Here is a 16,021-nt window from a genome sequence, read left to right as displayed (position 1 = left end):
CCCCATGCCGCCCGCCCGTGCAGCTGATGCCTCACTGGCAGCCTGCCCGGTGCGCCACTGGGCACAGGCGGCCCCCGAGCACATCGCCATCCACGGCCACATCTCTCTCACCTATCGGCAGCTGGATACTCGGCTAAACGGCCTGTGCCAACAGCTGGCACAGGCAGGATTGAAGCCGGGTGATCGCCTCACCGCCGTGGTGCGCGGCGCCCTGGAGGATGTGCTGCTGGCCTGGGCCTGCGTGCGCAGCGGCCTCGTCTTCTGCCCGCTCAATCCCGCCTTCCCCCTCGTCAGACAGGCCGAGCTGGCGCGACAACTCGAGGTGGTCGCCTGCTGGTCGGCGGGAGAGATGCCACCCGGCCCTTGGCGGCGGCTGCAACTGGAGTTCGAGGCCGAGGGGGAGCCCCCCCCCGAGCCTCTGTGGCTGGATCCCAACCGGCCGAGCAACATGATCCTCACCTCGGGATCCAGCGGCAGCCCCAAGGCCGTGGTGCACCGCCTCGCCAACCACCTCGCCTCGGCCCGGGGCTCGGCCAGCCTGATCCCTCTCGATGGCGACTGCGGCTGGCTGCTCTCCCTGCCGCTGTTCCACGTGGGTGGCTACGCCATCCTGTTCCGGGTCTTCCTGGCGGGGGCCAGCCTGGTGCTGGACGATCGCACCCAGCCCCTCAAGGAGCGGCTCGAGCGCCAGCCCATCACCCACCTCTCGCTGGTGCCGACCCAGCTCTGGCGCCTGCTGGCGGAGGGGTTCGATCCCGCCCGCACCCGCTTGTGCGAGCTGCTGCTCGGGGGGGCCGCCATCCCTGAGCCCCTGGTCAACCAGCTCAAGGCCCTGGGGTTCACCCCCAAGTCGAGTTATGGCCTCTCCGAGATGGGTAGCCAGGTCTGCACCGGCCAACCTGCCGGCGCCGGGGTAGTGGGCAGGCCCCTGCCCGGGCGGGAGGTCTGCATCCGCCAGGGGGAGATCTGCGTGCGCGGCGATACCCTGTTTGCCGGCTATTTCCAGGCCGGAGCGCTGGTGCTGCCGCTGGATGAGGAGGGCTGGTTCCACACCCGGGACAAGGGCCACTTCGCCCCGGGCGGCGAGCTGGTGGTGGAGGGGCGGCTCGACAACCTCTTCATCTCGGGAGGGGAGAACATCCAGCCCGAGACCATAGAGCAGCGCCTTGTGGATCACCCCGCCGTGGCCCAGGCCCTGGTGGTCCCCATCCCCAGCGCACAGTGGGGGCAGCGCCCCGCCGCCTTTATCGACTGGCTGGCAGAGCCCGTGCCCCACGACGAACTGGCGACCTGGATCAGACACTCCTTGCCTGGCTTTATGGTGCCGGACCGCTGGCTGCCCTGGCCTGATCTGGCTGGCAGCCTGAAACCCTCCCGCACCCTGCTCGCCCATACCTTGCGGCAAGAGGAGTGACGTAGCCCCCCATATGGGGCTGAGTCCTTGCTATCAATACAGTCCCTTTTGGGGCTGTTTTTATGTTGTTTGCTCCCGAATGCATGGTTCCTCGGCGCCATCTGGCGCATTGATATTCTTTTGGAGCCCAATACCCTGTCTGGTCCCCACGTCACTCCATCCACCAAAGGGATCATGATGAATCACCTCTCTACCCGGCTGCTGCTCCTGGCAGCCCCCGGCCTGCTCGCCACCTCGGCGCTGGCCAGCTACTCCCCCGACTGGCAACAGTATCAACTCATGGGCGAAGCCAGCCGTCAGCTGGGGGATCGTCTCACCGAAGTGACCTATGAGCTGAGCGCTCGCAACGGGAGCGCCCCCTATCAGCAGCTGAGGGTGTATCGCCGCTTCGACTGGCGCGACGCCAACCTGGCGGCCCTGGCAGAGCGGCAGTGCGGCGAGCCGCAACTCAAGATCGAGCAGGGCTGGCAGATCCGCTACCTCAGCTGTGAAGAAGTGGTGCCGGCCGGCAAGGCCGTCCCGGCCAGCAGCTATGACTTTGGCTACGGCATGAAGCAGGGCCGCTGGGAGCCACTGGCAGGCACCCCGACCGCGCCGCGTCAGGATCGTCTGCCGCTGGCGGAGCGGGTCATCCTGGGTCACAGCGAGCAGGAGTTGGATCGCTGCGAGCTCAACGCCGAGGGGCGCTGTGCCGAGCAGGCATGGCAGTACCAGCCCCGAGACTGGCAGCAGTTGAAGGTGCTGGAAGAGACCCCCAACGAACGGGATGGCAGGCTCGAGCAGATCTTCTTCCGCCTGCAACCCATCGCAGGCAGCCAGGCCGCCCGTCAGGTGAGCGAGCTGCACGTCTGGCGCCAGTACAGCTGGCAACTGGACGAGACCAAGGCACAGCAGGAGTGCGATGAACCCCAGAACCGGCAGGAGGGCGACAAGACCATCAGCTACCGGGTATGCCGCCAGACCCTGCCCGCCGGCAGCGAGGTGCAGGTGGTGCTCAAAGACACCGGCTATCAATACCCGGTGGGGGGCAGCGAATGGCAGACCCTGCCGGAAACAACCGAGTGGCAGGAGAGCCGGGTACTCAATCGCCCCATCGTACTGGCCAGCAAGGAAGAGCAGCTCGACTGCCGCCGCGCCGACGGCCGCGCCTGCTCCGAGCCGGACCTGCCTGATACGGATCTGCTGGATGCCGAAGCCGCCAAAATCGTGCAGGACGCCAGTGGTCAACCCGCGCCGGTCTGGCAGGAGAACTATGGTCACGATGACCGCAAGCTGCTGGCCGTGTCGCGCGGCATCCAGCGCCTGCTGGCGGCCAATCAGCCTGCCCATCCGGCCATGAAGCTGCTGCTGGAATACGTGCGTGCCCACAACTACCACAACTACGGCAAGCACAAGGAAGACGGCCCGGCCGCCGCCGAGGCGCTGGCCGAGGCGTTGACGGCGCTGGGCGCCCATCCGCTGCTCTTCCCGGAGCAGGCCAGCGACGAGGTAGGTACCGTCATGGGGGCCTGGAGCATCGCCCTGCACGGCCAGTTCAAGAGCCCGGCAGTGCAGAGCCGCTTTGGCACCCTGCTCAGCGAGTTCAACCAGATGCTGGCCTACGCCACCCTGCATGCCAGCGAGATCAACGGTCAGCACGCCTGGGCGACCGGCCTGTTCGATCTGCTCAACTTCCTCGACTTCGCCAGCGACTACAGCGACCCCTTCGCCAACGACTTCCGCCAGCAGGATGGCGAGCTGCGCAAGCAACTGCACGCCCTCGGCATGAGCGAGCTCGCGTTGTGGAAGGGACGGGATGGCGCCGATCTGTTCCTGCTCAACAACGTGCTGGATGCCTACACCCGCCTCTACCGGGTCGCCCGCTATACCCGCCCGGACGAGCTCGACGGCTATCGCAAACTGCTGGATGACTCCGTCATCGCCCTCGTTCGTCATCACGATCTGATCCCCGGCGGACAGCAGAGCCAGCACCTGCTGGACGACATGTCACTGACCCTCTCCACCTACTACCTGACCTACACGGACCGCACCAGCGAAGCCTGCATCAGCGGTGACTTCGCCGGGCTCTGCACCCCTATCCGGGTGGAGGACGTGCTGCCGTTCGAGCACACCTGCTCGCCGACCCTGCGCCTGCGGGCCCAGGATCTGACCATGGATCAGGCCGAGGGGATCTGCCGTGAACTGGGTGCCGAAGAGCAGCAGTTCCACCAGCAGATGGAAACCGGCTGGCAGCCGGTGGCGGACGATCACAACGAAGCGCTGGAGCTGGTGATCTTCGACTCCTCCGCCGACTGGCAACGCTACGGCAGCGCCCTGTTTGGCGGCGTCGCCACCGACAACGGCGGCATCTACATCGAGGGGGATCCGGCCCGTCCCGGCAACCAGGCCCGCTTCTTCGCCTACGAGGCAGAGTGGAAGCGCCCCGCCTTCCAGGTGTGGAACCTGCGCCACGAGTACGTGCACTACCTGGACGGCCGCTTCAACCAGTACGGCAGCTTCGGCCACTACCCGCTCAACCGCACCACCTGGTGGTCGGAAGGGCTGGCGGAGTTCATCGCCCACGGCCAGTGCTTCGCCCGCGGTCTGGACAACGTCGCCGGCCGCCCGGCCAACGACCGTCCGGCCCTGGCCGACATCCTGCATCTGGATTACGACAAGGGCGGTGAGATGGTCTACTCCTGGTCCTACACGGTGCACCGCTTCCTCAGCGAGACCGGTCGCGGCGCCAACTGGCTGGCCATGGCCCAGGCCCTGCGCAACCCGGATCAGCAGCAGGCGATGAGCGCCTTCGAAGCCGAGCTGGACCAGCTGATTGCCAATGACAGCGAGGCCTACCAGCAGTGGCTCGGCCGTGAGCTGCTGCCCTGGTGGGAAGCCAACAAGGAGTCTGAGGAGTGCAAGGCGAACGACTCGGCCCATTGAGGGTGAGCCATGAATGAGGAAGGGCGGCCATGGCCGCCCTTGTTTATGGCGCCTCTTGATGGACTCAAGATCGCGCCGGGCTCTGCGACAGCCTGTGCCCGAGTGACGCCATGGGGGCGCATCAAACCTGACGCGCCACGGCAACTTGTAATAGAATGGCCCCCTGTCATCTCTTACTTCAGATCCGAACCGCACCGCGCATGAAGAAGTTTGCCAAGATCCTGCTCGCCTGCCTCTGCCTGTTGCTGGCCTCCGTTGCCGCACTGCTGGGCTACAGCGAGTGGACCGTGTCGGACGCCCGTCACTACACCTACGACGACGTCGATGCGGTGCCCTACAATCGGGTCGCCCTGGTGCTCGGCACCTCCAAGTATCTGATCGGGGGCAGCCCGAACCACTACTTCAAATACCGCATCAAGGCCGCTGCCGAGCTCTACAACAACGGCAAGGTGGACTACATCCTGGTTTCCGGCGACAACGCCACCGTCCAGTACAACGAACCACGCCAGATGCGGCGCGCCCTGATCCAGGCGGGCATTCCCGCCAGCGCCATCTACAGCGACTACGCGGGCTTCCGCACCCTGGACTCCATAGTCCGCGCCAAGGAGGTGTTCGGTCAGGCCCGCTTCACCGTGGTCTCCCAGGCCTTCCACAACGAGCGCGCCATCTTCATCGCCCGTCACTTCGGCATCGAGGCGGTCGGCTTCAATGCCCTGGATCCCAGCGCCTATCAGGGCATCAAGACCCGGGTGCGCGAGGTGTTCGCCCGCCTGATGGGGCTGCTCGATCTCTACGTGCTGGACAAAGGGCCCAAGTTCCTCGGCGAACCCATCGTCATCGGTGGTCCCATCCCCTGCCAGCTCCTGAGCACCCTGGGGACGAGCCAGCCCTGCCTGCCCATTGCACCGCCCCCTCATAAGCCGAAGGCCAAGCCGGCAGCGGCAGTGAACGCTGCAACCGCCACCAGTGCGGCGGCTGCAACCAGCAGTGCCTTGGCCACCAGCACCGCCGTGCCGAGCGAGGCAAGGCCCGTGGATAACCCGGCTGCCGCCAGTGCGGCAACACCAACCAGCGGTGCCTCGGCAACCAGCAGCGCGCTGACCCCTCAATAGCAGAGACCCGCCAACAGGCGGGTCTCTTTCATTGGGCTCGGTATTTCCGGCGATCAGGCCAGCGCCGCCACGTAACGCCGCGCCACCTCGGTCCAGTCGATCACCTTGTAAAATGCGGCTATGTAGTCGGGACGCTTGTTCTGGTACTTGAGATAGTAGGCGTGCTCCCACACGTCCAGCCCCAGAATGGGCACCAGCCCCTCCATCAGGGGACTGTCCTGGTTGGCGCTGCTCACCACCTGCAGGTGGCCCGCCTTGTCCACCACCAGCCAGGCCCAGCCGCTGCCGAAGCGACTCAGTGCCGCCTGGGTAAAGGCCTGTTTGAAGACCTCCAGCCCGCCCAGGTCCCGCTCGATCGCCGCGGCCAGCTCACCGCCCGGTTCACCGCCGCCTCGGGGGCTCATCACCTGCCAGAACAGGCTGTGGTTGGCATGGCCGCCACCGTGATTGCGCACCGCCCCCTGCACGCTCACCGGCAGGCTGTCGAAACGGGCGAGCAGTTCGTCCACCGGCAGGGCAGCCAGCTCAGGGAGCTCGACCAGGGCAGCATTGAGGTTGGTGATATAGGTCTGGTGGTGACGGCTGTGGTGGATCTCCATGGTCAGCGCGTCTATGTGAGGCTCCAGCGCGTCATAGGCGTAGCCGAGGGCAGGCAGGGTATGGCTCATGTTCGTTCTCTCTCTTGTTGGGCTCAATGCAATCGATGGGCGGGCTCGGTCTGGCACTGACATTGACCGAGGCAGCGCAAAATGCCGTCGTGATGACCGTATTTTTGCACGAAGGCGAGCAGCTCGGTGCGGGTGCCGCGGCTATGGCGCAGGGCCGCCGCCCGCAGGGGGTCCGGGCTTGCGGGAGACTGACTGGTGGCGAGCAGGCAGTCGTGGACATGGCACAACATGTCGGCAGCCCTGTCCGGCAGCGTCATGGCCACCAGCAGATCCGCCAGGTTGTGGTGGGCCACCACCAGGGCGGCCACGGCTTCGTCCGCATCCGGCCAGCAGGCGAACTGCTGACGGGCCAGCCACAGGGCCTGCTGATAATGGTCGAGCGCCCTGGCGTGCTCCCCCGCATCGAAGTGGCGATTGCCACTCAGGGTCTGCACCTTCCAGTGCGCCATGCTGTTGTCCGCGTCGGTGGCGCCGACCCATCCCTTCACCTAGGTTACCGTCATGACTCAGCCACTTAAATGATAATAATTATTATTTAACTTATTTGATGGGCGGACACAAGGAATAGTTGGCGCGGCATTTTTGCCCATATGGGTAGGGTTTTTCTGCAATCCCCGGTTTAGTGATCCCCTCCACAGATACATATGAGTTCAGCTACCATGCTGCTGCTACTGGCATGAGGCCGGTGGCTGCCCCGGTGACGATCGACGATCAGAGTGCAGCCGGTTTTTTCACAAGGATGGTGAAGATGAAAAGATGGCTATTGGTGCTGTTGTGCGCCCTGCCCATGCTGGGCCAGGGGGCCGGTTATACCCAGACCCGCTACCCCATAGTGCTGGTGCACGGGTTGTTCGGCTTCGACAAGCTGCTCGGAGTCGATTACTTCTACGGTATCCCCCAGGCACTGACCCGGGATGGCGCCCGCGTCTATGTGGCGCAGGTCTCCGCCACCCAGAGTTCGGAGCTGCGCGGCGAACAGTTGCTCAAGCAGGTACAGCAGGTGCTCGCCATCACAGGGGCGGAGAAGGTGAACCTCATCGGTCACTCCCACGGTGGCCCCACCATTCGCTATGTGGCCTCGGTCGCCCCCGAGCTGGTCGCCTCCGCCACCAGTGTGGGGGGCGTCAACCAGGGTTCGGAAATTGCCGATCTGGTACGCGCCAGGGTGGAACCGGGATCGCCAGCCGAGCAGCTGGCGGTGGCCGCCGCCTCGGCGCTCTCCGGGATCATCTCGCTGCTCTCCGGCGGCAGCGACCTGCCCCAGGATCCCCTCGCCTCCCTTGATGCCCTGACCAGCTCGGGTGCCCAGCGTTTCAACCAGCGCTATCCGGAAGGGCTTCCCAGCCAGCATTGTGGCGAGGGGCCGCTGCGCGCCGCCAACGGCGTCTACTACTTCTCCTGGAGCGGGCGCGGCAACATGACCAACATCCTGGATCCGGTGGATCCGGCGCTGGCCCTGACCGGCACCTTCTTCCGCGAGCCCAATGACGGCCTGGTCGGGGTCTGCAGCAGCCACCTCGGCAAGGTGATCGGCACCGGCTACCGGATGAACCACCTGGACGAAGTGAATCAGTCGTTTGGCATCCATCACCTGTTCGACACCGACCCCGTGACCCTGTACCGCCAGCACGCCAACCGCCTGCAGGGATTGGGGTTATGAACAGGGGTGTGCTGATACTGGCACTGCTGTGCCCGACCCTGCTGCTTGGAGTGCTGGCGCTCTGCCCGAGTGCGGAGCCACCCTTGGATGCCGCCCCCGAGCAGGGAGCCCTGCGCCACCAGCTGGCCCAGCGCCTGGAGCGAGGCGAGACAGACGAAGAGGACCCGCTGCTGAGTCGCTATCAGGGCTTCCTGGCAGCGGAGTCCAGCCTGACGGTGCCGACGGATCCCGGTCTCGCCAGCCTGCAACTGCTGTTCGACGAGCGCGAGCAGCTGCGCCAACGCAGCTTCACCCCGGCCGAGCAGGAGCAGCTGTTTGCCGAAGATCGGCTGATGGAGCAGTGGACCCTGAGGCGCAAGGCACTGGCGGAGGCCGACGACGCTGACAGGGAGGCACTCGGTGAGGAGCTCGCTCTCTGGCTGGCGGAGCAGCCCCAGTGGTTTCGGGAGGCCGAAGCCAATGGCCGCCTGCTCGGCGATCTGCAGCGCCTGGAGCAGATCTCCCCCGCCGAGCGGGACGCCGTGCTGCTGGAGCAACTGGGACCGGAGGCGGTGGATCGGCTGCGCCAGCTGGCGCAGAGCCAGCAAGGGTTCGAGCAGCAGTTGGCAGGTTATCTGGCGGAACTCGAGCCACTGCGACCCCGGGATCGTGCCGAACAGCAACGGACGATCCTGGCGCGCTGGTTCGATCCCGGACAGTGGCGGCGGGTAGAGGCTCTCACCCGGATAAGGCTGGGGGAGCCAGCATCCGAATGAGAAGGGGCCCGTAATGGGCCCCTCTTGCTGGTTCTGTTATTGCGGCTTGTTGGCGCCCGGCAGCGGCTGCCAGGTGAGGCGAGTCACCTGGGTACCCCGCACCTCGCAGGTGAGGCAAAGATCCTGCCACCCCTTCTCCTGGCGCAGAGAGACCTCTCCCTTCATGCCCTGTTCGCTCGTCTTGAGTTTCGCCTGCTCGGCGATCACCTTGTCGCCCTTGGCGAGCGCCATCAGCTTGTCATTGCAGAGCCACCGGGCCAGATCCGCCCCCTTCAGTTTGGCGCCTCCTTCGCTGGCCTTCTGCTCCGCCTGGCTCGGCACGAACAGCGCGCTCAGTTCAGCTGCCCGCCGGGTGAGCCAGGCTTCGCGCTGCTGCATGCTCATCTTGCTGACGAACTCTGCCGGCTGGCCCTTGTCATCGAGCCAGCGGGTCAGTTTGCCCTGGTCATCGAAGGCGAACTGGGCCGCAGGCTCCTTCACCCCAAACAACTTGCCTCCCTTGAAGTAGTAACGGCTCTCCCCCTCCTGCTTGCCCTGCTCGTTCAGGATGGGCACGGCGATGATGACGGGGGCGCCGTCGATCCAGGCCTTGATATCTACCCCGTCATGACTGAACTGGCGGGTATCGAGGGCACTCTGTGCCCCCTTTTCCATCAGGGCGAACTGCTCGGCCAGGGTGGTGGCGAGCGAAGGCAGGGAACAGAGTCCCAGGGTCAGAGCAATCAGGGTATTGCGCATAAGTGTCCTGTGATGGGCCAAAGGCCGGGTTAACTCTCTACCAGCCAGGTCCTCAGTCCCTCCCGGTGAGCGTCGCTCAGGGGACGGGATTGACGAGTCTGGTAGTCAAAATGGATCAGGGTCGTCTCGGCGGTCACCGCCAGCTCGCCGCCCTGCCAGGCTTCCTGCCAGAGCGTGAAGGAGCTGGTGCCGATGCGCCGTACCCCCGTCTTGATCAATACCTGCTGGCCATAGAACAGTTCCCGTTTGAACTGCACCGCATAACCCGCGATGATCAGATGCCAGTTGTGCACATCCAGCTCGGGAGAGAAGAGGCGAAACAGGGGATCACGGGCCGATTCAAACCAGACCGCCGGTACCGTGTTGTTGATATGGCCGAGGGCGTCCGTCTCTTGAAAACGGGGTTGGATCTGCATTTCCAGCATGGATATCGACTCCTTGTCGTGGGACCGCGCACAGGCTAGCGCGCCAACCCTCATGACTCAAGCGTCCCGGCATCCGGGTGGGAGCCGTCTCCGGTTTCCGCTGCCGCCATCCCCTGTTCGGGTCTGAGCCAGGCGCTGCGAAAATCGAACCAGCCGAGGGCCGTCATGCGCACCCCGTGCACGCCGACCCGGCTCTCCAGCTCCAGCCAGTGGTGAAACAACGGCACGAACCAGCCCTGGCGCTGCACCTCGGCCAGCAAGGGCCGCGGGCCGGGCTCGGCGCCGCTGGCGCGCCACTGCGTCAATCCCTGCCACAAACGCTGCTGGCCGCCCCACACCTTGCGCAGCAAGGGGGTGCCCTGGAGCCAGGCATAGGGGGCGAAGGCGTGTTCGTGCTCCAGGTTCAAGGTACCGAGCCAGAGATCCACGTCCTCATCCTCCCCGCTCACCCAGCGGCCGTAATCCAGGGTGCGCACCTCGAGCCGGATCCCCTGCTCCCCGAGCAGGCTGGCCATGGCGCCGGCACACTCCTCAAACTCCAGGTGCTGGTTGAAGCAGGCCAGCACCAGCCGGGTCGGCAACCGTGCCGGCCTCAGCTCCTCGGCGGGCAGTGTCTCGCGCCAGTGGGGCAGCAAGCCGAGGGCACTGGTCCAGCCCCGTTGCAGCTCGGGGGCGACCCGCCCCATCAGGGCGATGGGGTTCAGCAGCCGGGTCAGCCACTGGCGCAGGGCGGGATCCTGCAGCGGGGGGGATCTGTCGTCCTGCAGCAGGAAGTAGCAGCCGGATTCCAGCTCCGACTCACCGCGCATGGTGCCGAGCTCGGGGCTGTCGCGCCCCAGCTGCAGGTGGCTCTCCAGCCGCTCCGCCAGCTCCGGCAGCATCCAGATGTCGATCTCGTCGAGCAGAGCCCGCAGGCCAAAGTAGTCGTCGAAGGCCTCGAGGCACAGCTGCAGGGGATCGTTGGCAACCACCTTGTAGGGGCCGGTGCCGACCGGCTGCAGGGCAAAACCCGCCTCTTCCTTGAGCTCGCGCGGCAGGATCGCCGCCACCGGCTCCGCCAGCAGATGGGGCAGCAGGGGATCCGGACTGTCGAGATACATATCCAGGGTGCGCGGCCAGGGGCTCTCCAGCCGTGCGAGATGGGCGAACAGCGGGCGCTCGCGCAAGGCATGCAGGCTCTCCATTACATCTTCCACCCCCAGCTCGCGGCCATGGTGAAAACGCACCGCCGGCCTCAGATAGAAGCGCCAGTGACAGGGGCCGAGGCACTCCCAGTGGTGAGCCAGATCCCCCTCGATTTCCCCATTTTCCTCATTTCGCCGGGTCAGGCCGTTGAAGATCTGCCGACTCAGGTGAATCTCGGAGCGGCGCAGCGGATCCGTGGGCAACAGCTGGGGCAGCGGACGATAGTAGGGCACCCTCAGGATCTGGCGCCCCTCCCGGGTGGCCTGGCCGAGCTGCTCGATGAGCAGCGGGGTGAGCAAGTCCAGCCGCCCTTCCGCAAGCCGCACCGCCTGGGTGAGCTGCCCCTGGCTCAGCAGATCCCGCAGCCGGCGGCGAGTCAGGCTCTCCTGATTGTCCAGCAGGATGAGCCGGGAACGTCGTCCCCTGCCCACCTCGGCCGACCAGCTGAGCCAGCCCTGATCCTGCATGCGACGCAGCAGCAGGCGGGCGTTGCGCGGGGTGCAACAGAGCAGATCCGCCACCTCGGCGAGGCTGATCTCCCGCTCATCGCAGCCAAGCTGCTGGGCGAGCCGTTGAAATTGCTGGTAGAGGCGGCTGCTGGGCATAAAAGAGGAAATCCTGTTGATGAAGTTTGTCAGTTTTTACTTCCTCATTTTAGCTCAATACTGTTGGCGAACGTGAACACCACAGCACAGGAGCACCATCATGAGCCAGACCAACCCCCATGCACCGAACCGGATCCAGCAGATCCTGCGCCGCTACTTCCGCCGGATCCTGCCTCGCCCACTGACCCTGATCGAGGATCCCATGCATCAGCTCAACCGCCTGATGCAGTGGGACATGCACCAGATAGACGACAGGGAATATCGTCGCCGCCTCTGAATGGGCCAGGACTCAGGACGGGAAAGGGCGCAGCAGGATCACAACCCCACTGGCATTGCTTTGCCGGATTGGGTGGTTTACATCGGCGCAGGGCCTGCTAGATTGGACGTCTATCCATCTATAACTGCTACCCAGCAACATCCAACAAGGAGTGTGTGATGAAAGATGCGACCCTGGCCCTGCACCACGGCTTTTCCCACGATCCCACCACCAAGGCGGTGGCCGTGCCTATCTACCAGACGGTGGCCTACGAGTTCGACAGCGCCCAGCACGGGGCGGATCTGTTCAACCTGGCGGTGCCAGGCAACATCTACACCCGCATCATGAACCCCACCAACGATGTGCTGGAGCAACGGATGGCCGCCCTGGAGGGAGGCATAGCCGGGCTGGTGGTCTCGGCGGGTTCCGCCGCCATCACCTACGCCATCCAGGCGCTGACCGCCGCCGGCGACAACATCGTCTCCACCCCCCAGCTCTATGGCGGCACCTACACCCTGTTCGCCCACATGCTGCCGAGTTTCGGGGTCGAGGTGCGCTTCGCCAAAGATGACAGCGCCGAGGCAATCGCCGCCCTCATCGACGACAGGACCAAGGCGGTCTATTGCGAGAGCATAGGCAACCCGGCGGGCAACATCGTCGATCTGGCGGCTTTCGCCAAGGTGGCCCACGCCCGTGGCGTGCCGCTCATCGTCGACAACACGGTCGCCACCCCTGTGCTGTGCAAACCCATAGAGCACGGCGCCGACATAGTGGTACACAGCCTCACCAAGTACGTGGGCGGCCACGGCAACTCCCTGGGGGGCGTCATCGTCGACTCGGGCAAGTTCCCCTGGGCGGATCACGCCGAGCGCTTCCCCCAGCTCACCCGGCCCGAGCCCTCCTATCACGGAGTGGTCTATACGGACGCCTTTGGCCCGGCCGCCTTTATCGGCCGGGTGCGCACCGTGCCCCTGCGCAACACCGGCGCGGCGCTGGCCCCCATGAACGCCTTCCTGCTGCTGCAGGGGCTAGAGACCCTGAGCCTGCGCATGGAGCGCCACGTGGACAACGCCCTGCGGGTCGCACACCACCTCAAGCATCACCCCAAGGTGGCCTGGGTCAGCTATGCCGGTCTGCCGGGTCACCCCCACTATCCGCTGGCGGAGAAGTACATGGGCGGCCGTCCCTCGGCCATCCTCTCCTTCGGTCTGAAGGAAGGGTATGAGGCGGGGGTACGCTTCTACGATGCGCTGAAGATCTTCAAGCGGCTGGTCAACATCGGCGATGCCAAGTCGCTGGCCTGCCACCCCGCCTCCACCACCCATCGCCAGTTGAGCGAAGCCGAGCAGGCCAAGGCCGGGGTCAAACCGGAGATGATCCGGCTGTCGGTGGGGATCGAGGCCATCGAAGACATACTGGCGGATCTGGATCAGGCGCTGGAAGCCTGAGTCAGCACAGAGCGGGCATCTGCCCGCTCTTTTTTGTCTGCCGGTGAACCACTTGCCTCGCCCGTTCGTACACACAATCCCGCCACCGAATCGAGGTTCCCATGATAGTCCTGCACCACCTGAACAAATCCCGCTCCCAACGCATCATCTGGCTGCTCGAGGAGCTGGGCCTGCCCTACGAGATCAAGGCCTACCAGCGCGACGCCACCACCTTCCTCGCGCCCCCCGAGCTCAAGGCCATCCATCCCCTCGGCAAGTCACCAGTCATCGAGTTCGACGGCCGCGTGCTGGCCGAATCCGGTGCCATCACCGAATACCTGATCGCCCGCCATGCGGCCGAGCGGCTGGCGCCGGCCCCCGATAGCCCCGACTATCCCGAATACCTGCAATGGCTCCACTTCGCCGAGAGCTCCGGCATATTGCCGCTGCTGCTGGACATGTTCGTGCGAAAAGATGGCAGCCCGATGCGCTTCCTGCCGGACTACGCCAAGGCGGAGTGCGCAAAGGTGCTGGGCTATCTAAATGCGGTCTTGAGCACTCGCCACTATCTGGTGGGGGAGCGCCTCTCCGGCGCCGACATCATGAACTCCTTCCTAGTGGATCTGCTGGCCCAGGGCGGCCAGCTGGCGCAGTTCCCGCACCTTGAGGCCTACTGGCAGCGGCTCAACAGCCACCCGGCCCGCCAGAAGGCGGCAGCCCTGGAGCGCGAGCTGGACAAGATCGCCTGATCCTCTCCCCTCAGTGCCCCACCCCGGAATGCAAAACGCCCCGACAATCGGGGCGTTTTCTTTTCAGCTCGTCAAGCAGATGATCAGAGCGCGTGGGAAAGGATCCGCGCCACCTTGTCGGGATCTATGTCCTGCTGCTCCCCGAGCGCGGTCAGGCCGAAGCGCTTGAGGTTGGAGCAGATGGCGGGGATGCAACTCTCTGTCAGACCGTAGTCGGCGAGGCGGGTGCCCACCCCCATCTGCTGGAAGAACTGCTCGGTGCGAATGATGGCCTCCTCGATGCGCAGCGCCCTGTCCTCGCGGCCGGAGTGCCACACCCGTTCGGCGAACTGGGCCAGCTTTTCCTGCTTCTGGGCCGATTGCTCCCGCAGCAATGAAGGCAGCACCACCGCCAGGCTCTGGGCATGATCCAGCCCGTGCAGGGCGGTGAGCTGATGACCGATGGCATGGGTGGACCAGTCCTGGGGCACACCGCGCCCGATGAGGCCGTTGAGGGCCAAGCTGGCGGCCCACATCAGGTTGGCGCGCACCTGGTAGTTGGTGGGCTCCGTCAGCGCCCGCGGGCCGTTGTCCACCAGCACCTGCAGCAGGCCCTCCGCCAACCTGTCCTGCACATCTCCTCCCACCGGGAAGGTAAGGTACTGCTCCAGGATATGGACGAAGGCATCCACCACCCCGTTGCCCACCTGGCGCGGCGGCAGGCTGTAGGTGGTGGTGGGATCCAGCACCGCAAACCGGGGCAGCACCAACGGGTTGTAGAAGGAGAGCTTGGCCTCCCCCCGGCTCACCACGGCGGCCGGATTGCTCTCGGATCCAGTGGCTGGCAGGGTCAGCACGCAGCCGAGCGGCAAGGCCGCCTTGACCGGCGCCTTGTCCAGCAGGATCTCCCAGGGATCCTCGCCCTCGAAGCAGGCCGCCGCCGCCACGAACTTGGTGCCATCCACCACGGATCCGCCGCCCACCGCCAGCAGGAAGTCGATGCGCTCGCGCTTGACCAGGGCCACCGCCTCCATCAACTGATCGTACTGAGGGTTGGCACCTATGCCGGGAAACTCCAGCCACTCCCTTCCCGCCAGCGCCTGGGTCAGCTGCTCATAGACACCGTTCTGCTTGATGCTGCCGCCGCCGTAGAGCACCAGCAGGCGGCTGCCTGCAGGAACAAGCTCCGGCAATGTGGCGATCTGGCCCTCCCCGAAACAGATGCGAGTGGGATTGGCATATTGGAAGTTGTACACGGCAGAGCCCTCGGTTGAATGCATGCAGGGGGATTGTGCGCCAGCCGGCCCATCGGGTCAAAAAACGGGAGCAAGCCATCAAAATGGTGATCCGCCTCCTTTGGCATGATGGTACTCAGGTGTGACTTTGCTATGGTGTCAATGGAGAAGGGTCACTCCCCTGCTCCATCATGGCGCCGCGCCATGTCGTCATCCTGACGCCTCTCACGGGGTTCTGTTTTCCAGCCATAGGGTCTAATCATGAAACTGAAGCACGCATGGATCGCAGGAGTGCTCACTCTCTGTGTCAATCCCCTGATACAGGCCGCCGAGGTCACCACCAATGTGGCCGTCACCCCGGGCCAAGCCAGCCTGGCCGAAGAGGTGAAAGCCGAGGCGACCGTTACCGCCATCGATCTCGCGACCCGCAAGGTCAGCCTGAAGAATGCCGAAGGCAAGACCTTCGATCTGGTTGCCGGAGAAGAGGTGACCAACCTCCAGAATCTCAAGGTGGGGGATGTGGTGGCGCTGCGCTACCTGCAACTGCTGGATCTCGAGCTGCTCAAGGGCACCGCCGGTGTGAGAAAACGGGTGGTGGAAGTAGACGGGAGCAAGGCGGCCGCCGGTGAACAACCGGGCGCCGGGGCCGGCATGCAGGTGACCATCTATGCCGACGTCATCGACGTCGACAAGGCGCAGCAGACCATCAGGGTCAAGGGCGTGGACAATACCCTCACCCTCAAGGTGAAGGATCCGGCCCAGTTCGCCCTGATCGCCAAGGGGGATCAGATCAAGGCGGTCCAGACCACGGCCATCGCCATAGGGATAGTGCCAAAGCCCTGAGGCACGCCCTCTACGGCAGGGAGGGCACTGGCGCTCCCTGCTTCATCC

Annotated in this window: 15 protein-coding genes; 9 read left to right on the top strand and 6 right to left on the bottom strand. The window is 65.1% G+C overall.

Annotated features, from left to right (window positions below; translation table 11 throughout):
- The first annotated feature begins 4 nt into the window (after positions 1 to 4).
- From KW824_RS15175 to KW824_RS15165, 3 genes are all read left to right on the top strand, one after another.
- The gene (locus KW824_RS15175; protein WP_218410234.1) at positions 5 to 1,414 is read left to right on the top strand and encodes an AMP-binding protein; all 1,410 of its coding nucleotides are present in this window, start codon (positions 5 to 7) and stop codon (positions 1,412 to 1,414) included.
- Between the two features lie 177 nt (positions 1,415 to 1,591).
- Positions 1,592 to 4,336 (top strand): collagenase, encoded by a 2,745-nt coding sequence (locus KW824_RS15170; RefSeq protein WP_218410233.1) that lies wholly within the window; start codon positions 1,592 to 1,594, stop codon positions 4,334 to 4,336.
- Positions 4,337 to 4,491: 155 nt separating this feature from the next.
- Positions 4,492 to 5,448, top strand: coding sequence for a vancomycin high temperature exclusion protein (locus KW824_RS15165; RefSeq protein WP_218410232.1), 957 nt, complete (start codon positions 4,492 to 4,494; stop codon positions 5,446 to 5,448).
- Between the two features lie 53 nt (positions 5,449 to 5,501).
- Here the strand turns inward: KW824_RS15165 and KW824_RS15160 are convergent, their stop codons facing one another.
- Positions 5,502 to 6,116, bottom strand: a complete 615-nt coding sequence (locus KW824_RS15160; RefSeq protein WP_218410231.1) for a superoxide dismutase — start codon at positions 6,114 to 6,116, stop codon at positions 5,502 to 5,504.
- A 23-nt stretch (positions 6,117 to 6,139) separates the two neighbouring features.
- Positions 6,140 to 6,565, bottom strand: coding sequence for a DUF2753 domain-containing protein (locus KW824_RS15155; RefSeq protein WP_218410290.1), 426 nt, complete (start codon positions 6,563 to 6,565; stop codon positions 6,140 to 6,142).
- Positions 6,566 to 6,864: 299 nt separating this feature from the next.
- Here KW824_RS15155 and KW824_RS15150 point away from each other — a divergent pair, with 299 nt between their 5' ends.
- Together KW824_RS15150 and KW824_RS15145 are read left to right on the top strand one after the other, a co-directional pair.
- Entirely contained in the window at positions 6,865 to 7,776 is a 912-nt protein-coding gene (locus tag KW824_RS15150) for a triacylglycerol lipase (protein ID WP_043128902.1), read from the top strand.
- Positions 7,773 to 8,531, top strand: coding sequence for a lipase secretion chaperone (locus KW824_RS15145; RefSeq protein ID WP_218410230.1), 759 nt, complete (start codon positions 7,773 to 7,775; stop codon positions 8,529 to 8,531). Before KW824_RS15150 ends, KW824_RS15145 begins: the two co-directional genes overlap by 4 nt.
- 36 nt (positions 8,532 to 8,567) lie before the next feature.
- Here KW824_RS15145 and KW824_RS15140 read toward each other — a convergent pair whose 3' ends face one another.
- The 3 genes from KW824_RS15140 to sgrR are packed head-to-tail and all read right to left on the bottom strand — an operon-like array spanning position 8,568 to position 11,484.
- On the bottom strand, positions 8,568 to 9,269 hold the full coding sequence (locus KW824_RS15140; RefSeq protein ID WP_042649382.1) for a hypothetical protein: 702 nt from the start codon (positions 9,267 to 9,269) through the stop codon (positions 8,568 to 8,570).
- 29 nt (positions 9,270 to 9,298) lie between these two features.
- The gene (locus KW824_RS15135) at positions 9,299 to 9,694 is read right to left on the bottom strand and encodes a thioesterase family protein (protein WP_005329373.1); all 396 of its coding nucleotides are present in this window, start codon (positions 9,692 to 9,694) and stop codon (positions 9,299 to 9,301) included.
- A 50-nt stretch (positions 9,695 to 9,744) separates the two neighbouring features.
- Positions 9,745 to 11,484: an HTH-type transcriptional regulator SgrR gene (gene sgrR, locus KW824_RS15130; RefSeq protein WP_218410229.1), complete on the bottom strand. Its 1,740-nt coding sequence runs from the start codon at positions 11,482 to 11,484 to the stop codon at positions 9,745 to 9,747.
- 100 nt (positions 11,485 to 11,584) lie between these two features.
- On the opposite strand from sgrR, the gene KW824_RS15125 reads away from it, so the two are divergent.
- The 3 genes from KW824_RS15125 to KW824_RS15115 all read left to right on the top strand — a co-directional run bounded on the left by KW824_RS15125 (position 11,585) and on the right by KW824_RS15115 (position 13,916).
- Positions 11,585 to 11,761, top strand: coding sequence for a hypothetical protein (locus KW824_RS15125; protein ID WP_081934379.1), 177 nt, complete (start codon positions 11,585 to 11,587; stop codon positions 11,759 to 11,761).
- A gap of 158 nt (positions 11,762 to 11,919) precedes the next feature.
- Positions 11,920 to 13,188, top strand: a complete 1,269-nt coding sequence (locus tag KW824_RS15120; RefSeq protein ID WP_041206508.1) for an O-acetylhomoserine aminocarboxypropyltransferase/cysteine synthase family protein — start codon at positions 11,920 to 11,922, stop codon at positions 13,186 to 13,188.
- A 101-nt stretch (positions 13,189 to 13,289) separates the two neighbouring features.
- Complete coding sequence (locus tag KW824_RS15115) at positions 13,290 to 13,916, top strand: glutathione S-transferase family protein (protein WP_218410228.1); 627 nt, start codon at positions 13,290 to 13,292, stop codon at positions 13,914 to 13,916.
- A gap of 83 nt (positions 13,917 to 13,999) precedes the next feature.
- On the opposite strand, the gene KW824_RS15110 is transcribed toward KW824_RS15115, so the two are convergent.
- Complete coding sequence (locus KW824_RS15110; protein WP_218410227.1) at positions 14,000 to 15,175, bottom strand: iron-containing alcohol dehydrogenase; 1,176 nt, start codon at positions 15,173 to 15,175, stop codon at positions 14,000 to 14,002.
- 216 nt (positions 15,176 to 15,391) lie between these two features.
- On the opposite strand from KW824_RS15110, the gene KW824_RS15105 reads away from it, so the two are divergent.
- On the top strand, positions 15,392 to 15,973 hold the full coding sequence (locus KW824_RS15105) for a hypothetical protein (protein WP_041206510.1): 582 nt from the start codon (positions 15,392 to 15,394) through the stop codon (positions 15,971 to 15,973).
- Positions 15,974 to 16,021 lie beyond the last annotated feature (48 nt).

The organism is Aeromonas sp. sif0611 (genome assembly GCF_019218845.1).
Lineage (GTDB): Bacteria > Pseudomonadota > Gammaproteobacteria > Enterobacterales > Aeromonadaceae > Aeromonas > Aeromonas media.
Note: the sequence above shows the minus strand (reverse complement) of the source record. Positions and strands in the feature narration are given on the sequence as shown.

Excerpts from the sequence above, each read along its gene's own strand:
- KW824_RS15175 (WP_218410234.1), top strand. The coding sequence starts at position 5 with ATGCCGCCCGCCCGTGCAGCTGATGCCTCACTGGCAGCCTGCCCGGTG.
- KW824_RS15170 (WP_218410233.1), top strand. The coding sequence starts at position 1,592 with ATGAATCACCTCTCTACCCGGCTGCTGCTCCTGGCAGCCCCCGGCCTG.
- KW824_RS15165 (WP_218410232.1), top strand. The coding sequence starts at position 4,492 with ATGGCCCCCTGTCATCTCTTACTTCAGATCCGAACCGCACCGCGCATG.
- KW824_RS15160 (WP_218410231.1), bottom strand. The coding sequence starts at position 6,116 with ATGAGCCATACCCTGCCTGCCCTCGGCTACGCCTATGACGCGCTGGAG.
- KW824_RS15155 (WP_218410290.1), bottom strand. The coding sequence starts at position 6,565 with ATGGCGCACTGGAAGGTGCAGACCCTGAGTGGCAATCGCCACTTCGAT.
- KW824_RS15150 (WP_043128902.1), top strand. The coding sequence starts at position 6,865 with ATGAAAAGATGGCTATTGGTGCTGTTGTGCGCCCTGCCCATGCTGGGC.
- KW824_RS15145 (WP_218410230.1), top strand. The coding sequence starts at position 7,773 with ATGAACAGGGGTGTGCTGATACTGGCACTGCTGTGCCCGACCCTGCTG.
- KW824_RS15140 (WP_042649382.1), bottom strand. The coding sequence starts at position 9,269 with ATGCGCAATACCCTGATTGCTCTGACCCTGGGACTCTGTTCCCTGCCT.
- KW824_RS15135 (WP_005329373.1), bottom strand. The coding sequence starts at position 9,694 with ATGCTGGAAATGCAGATCCAACCCCGTTTTCAAGAGACGGACGCCCTC.
- sgrR (WP_218410229.1), bottom strand. The coding sequence starts at position 11,484 with ATGCCCAGCAGCCGCCTCTACCAGCAATTTCAACGGCTCGCCCAGCAG.
- KW824_RS15125 (WP_081934379.1), top strand. The coding sequence starts at position 11,585 with ATGAGCCAGACCAACCCCCATGCACCGAACCGGATCCAGCAGATCCTG.
- KW824_RS15120 (WP_041206508.1), top strand. The coding sequence starts at position 11,920 with ATGAAAGATGCGACCCTGGCCCTGCACCACGGCTTTTCCCACGATCCC.
- KW824_RS15115 (WP_218410228.1), top strand. The coding sequence starts at position 13,290 with ATGATAGTCCTGCACCACCTGAACAAATCCCGCTCCCAACGCATCATC.
- KW824_RS15110 (WP_218410227.1), bottom strand. The coding sequence starts at position 15,175 with ATGCATTCAACCGAGGGCTCTGCCGTGTACAACTTCCAATATGCCAAT.
- KW824_RS15105 (WP_041206510.1), top strand. The coding sequence starts at position 15,392 with ATGAAACTGAAGCACGCATGGATCGCAGGAGTGCTCACTCTCTGTGTC.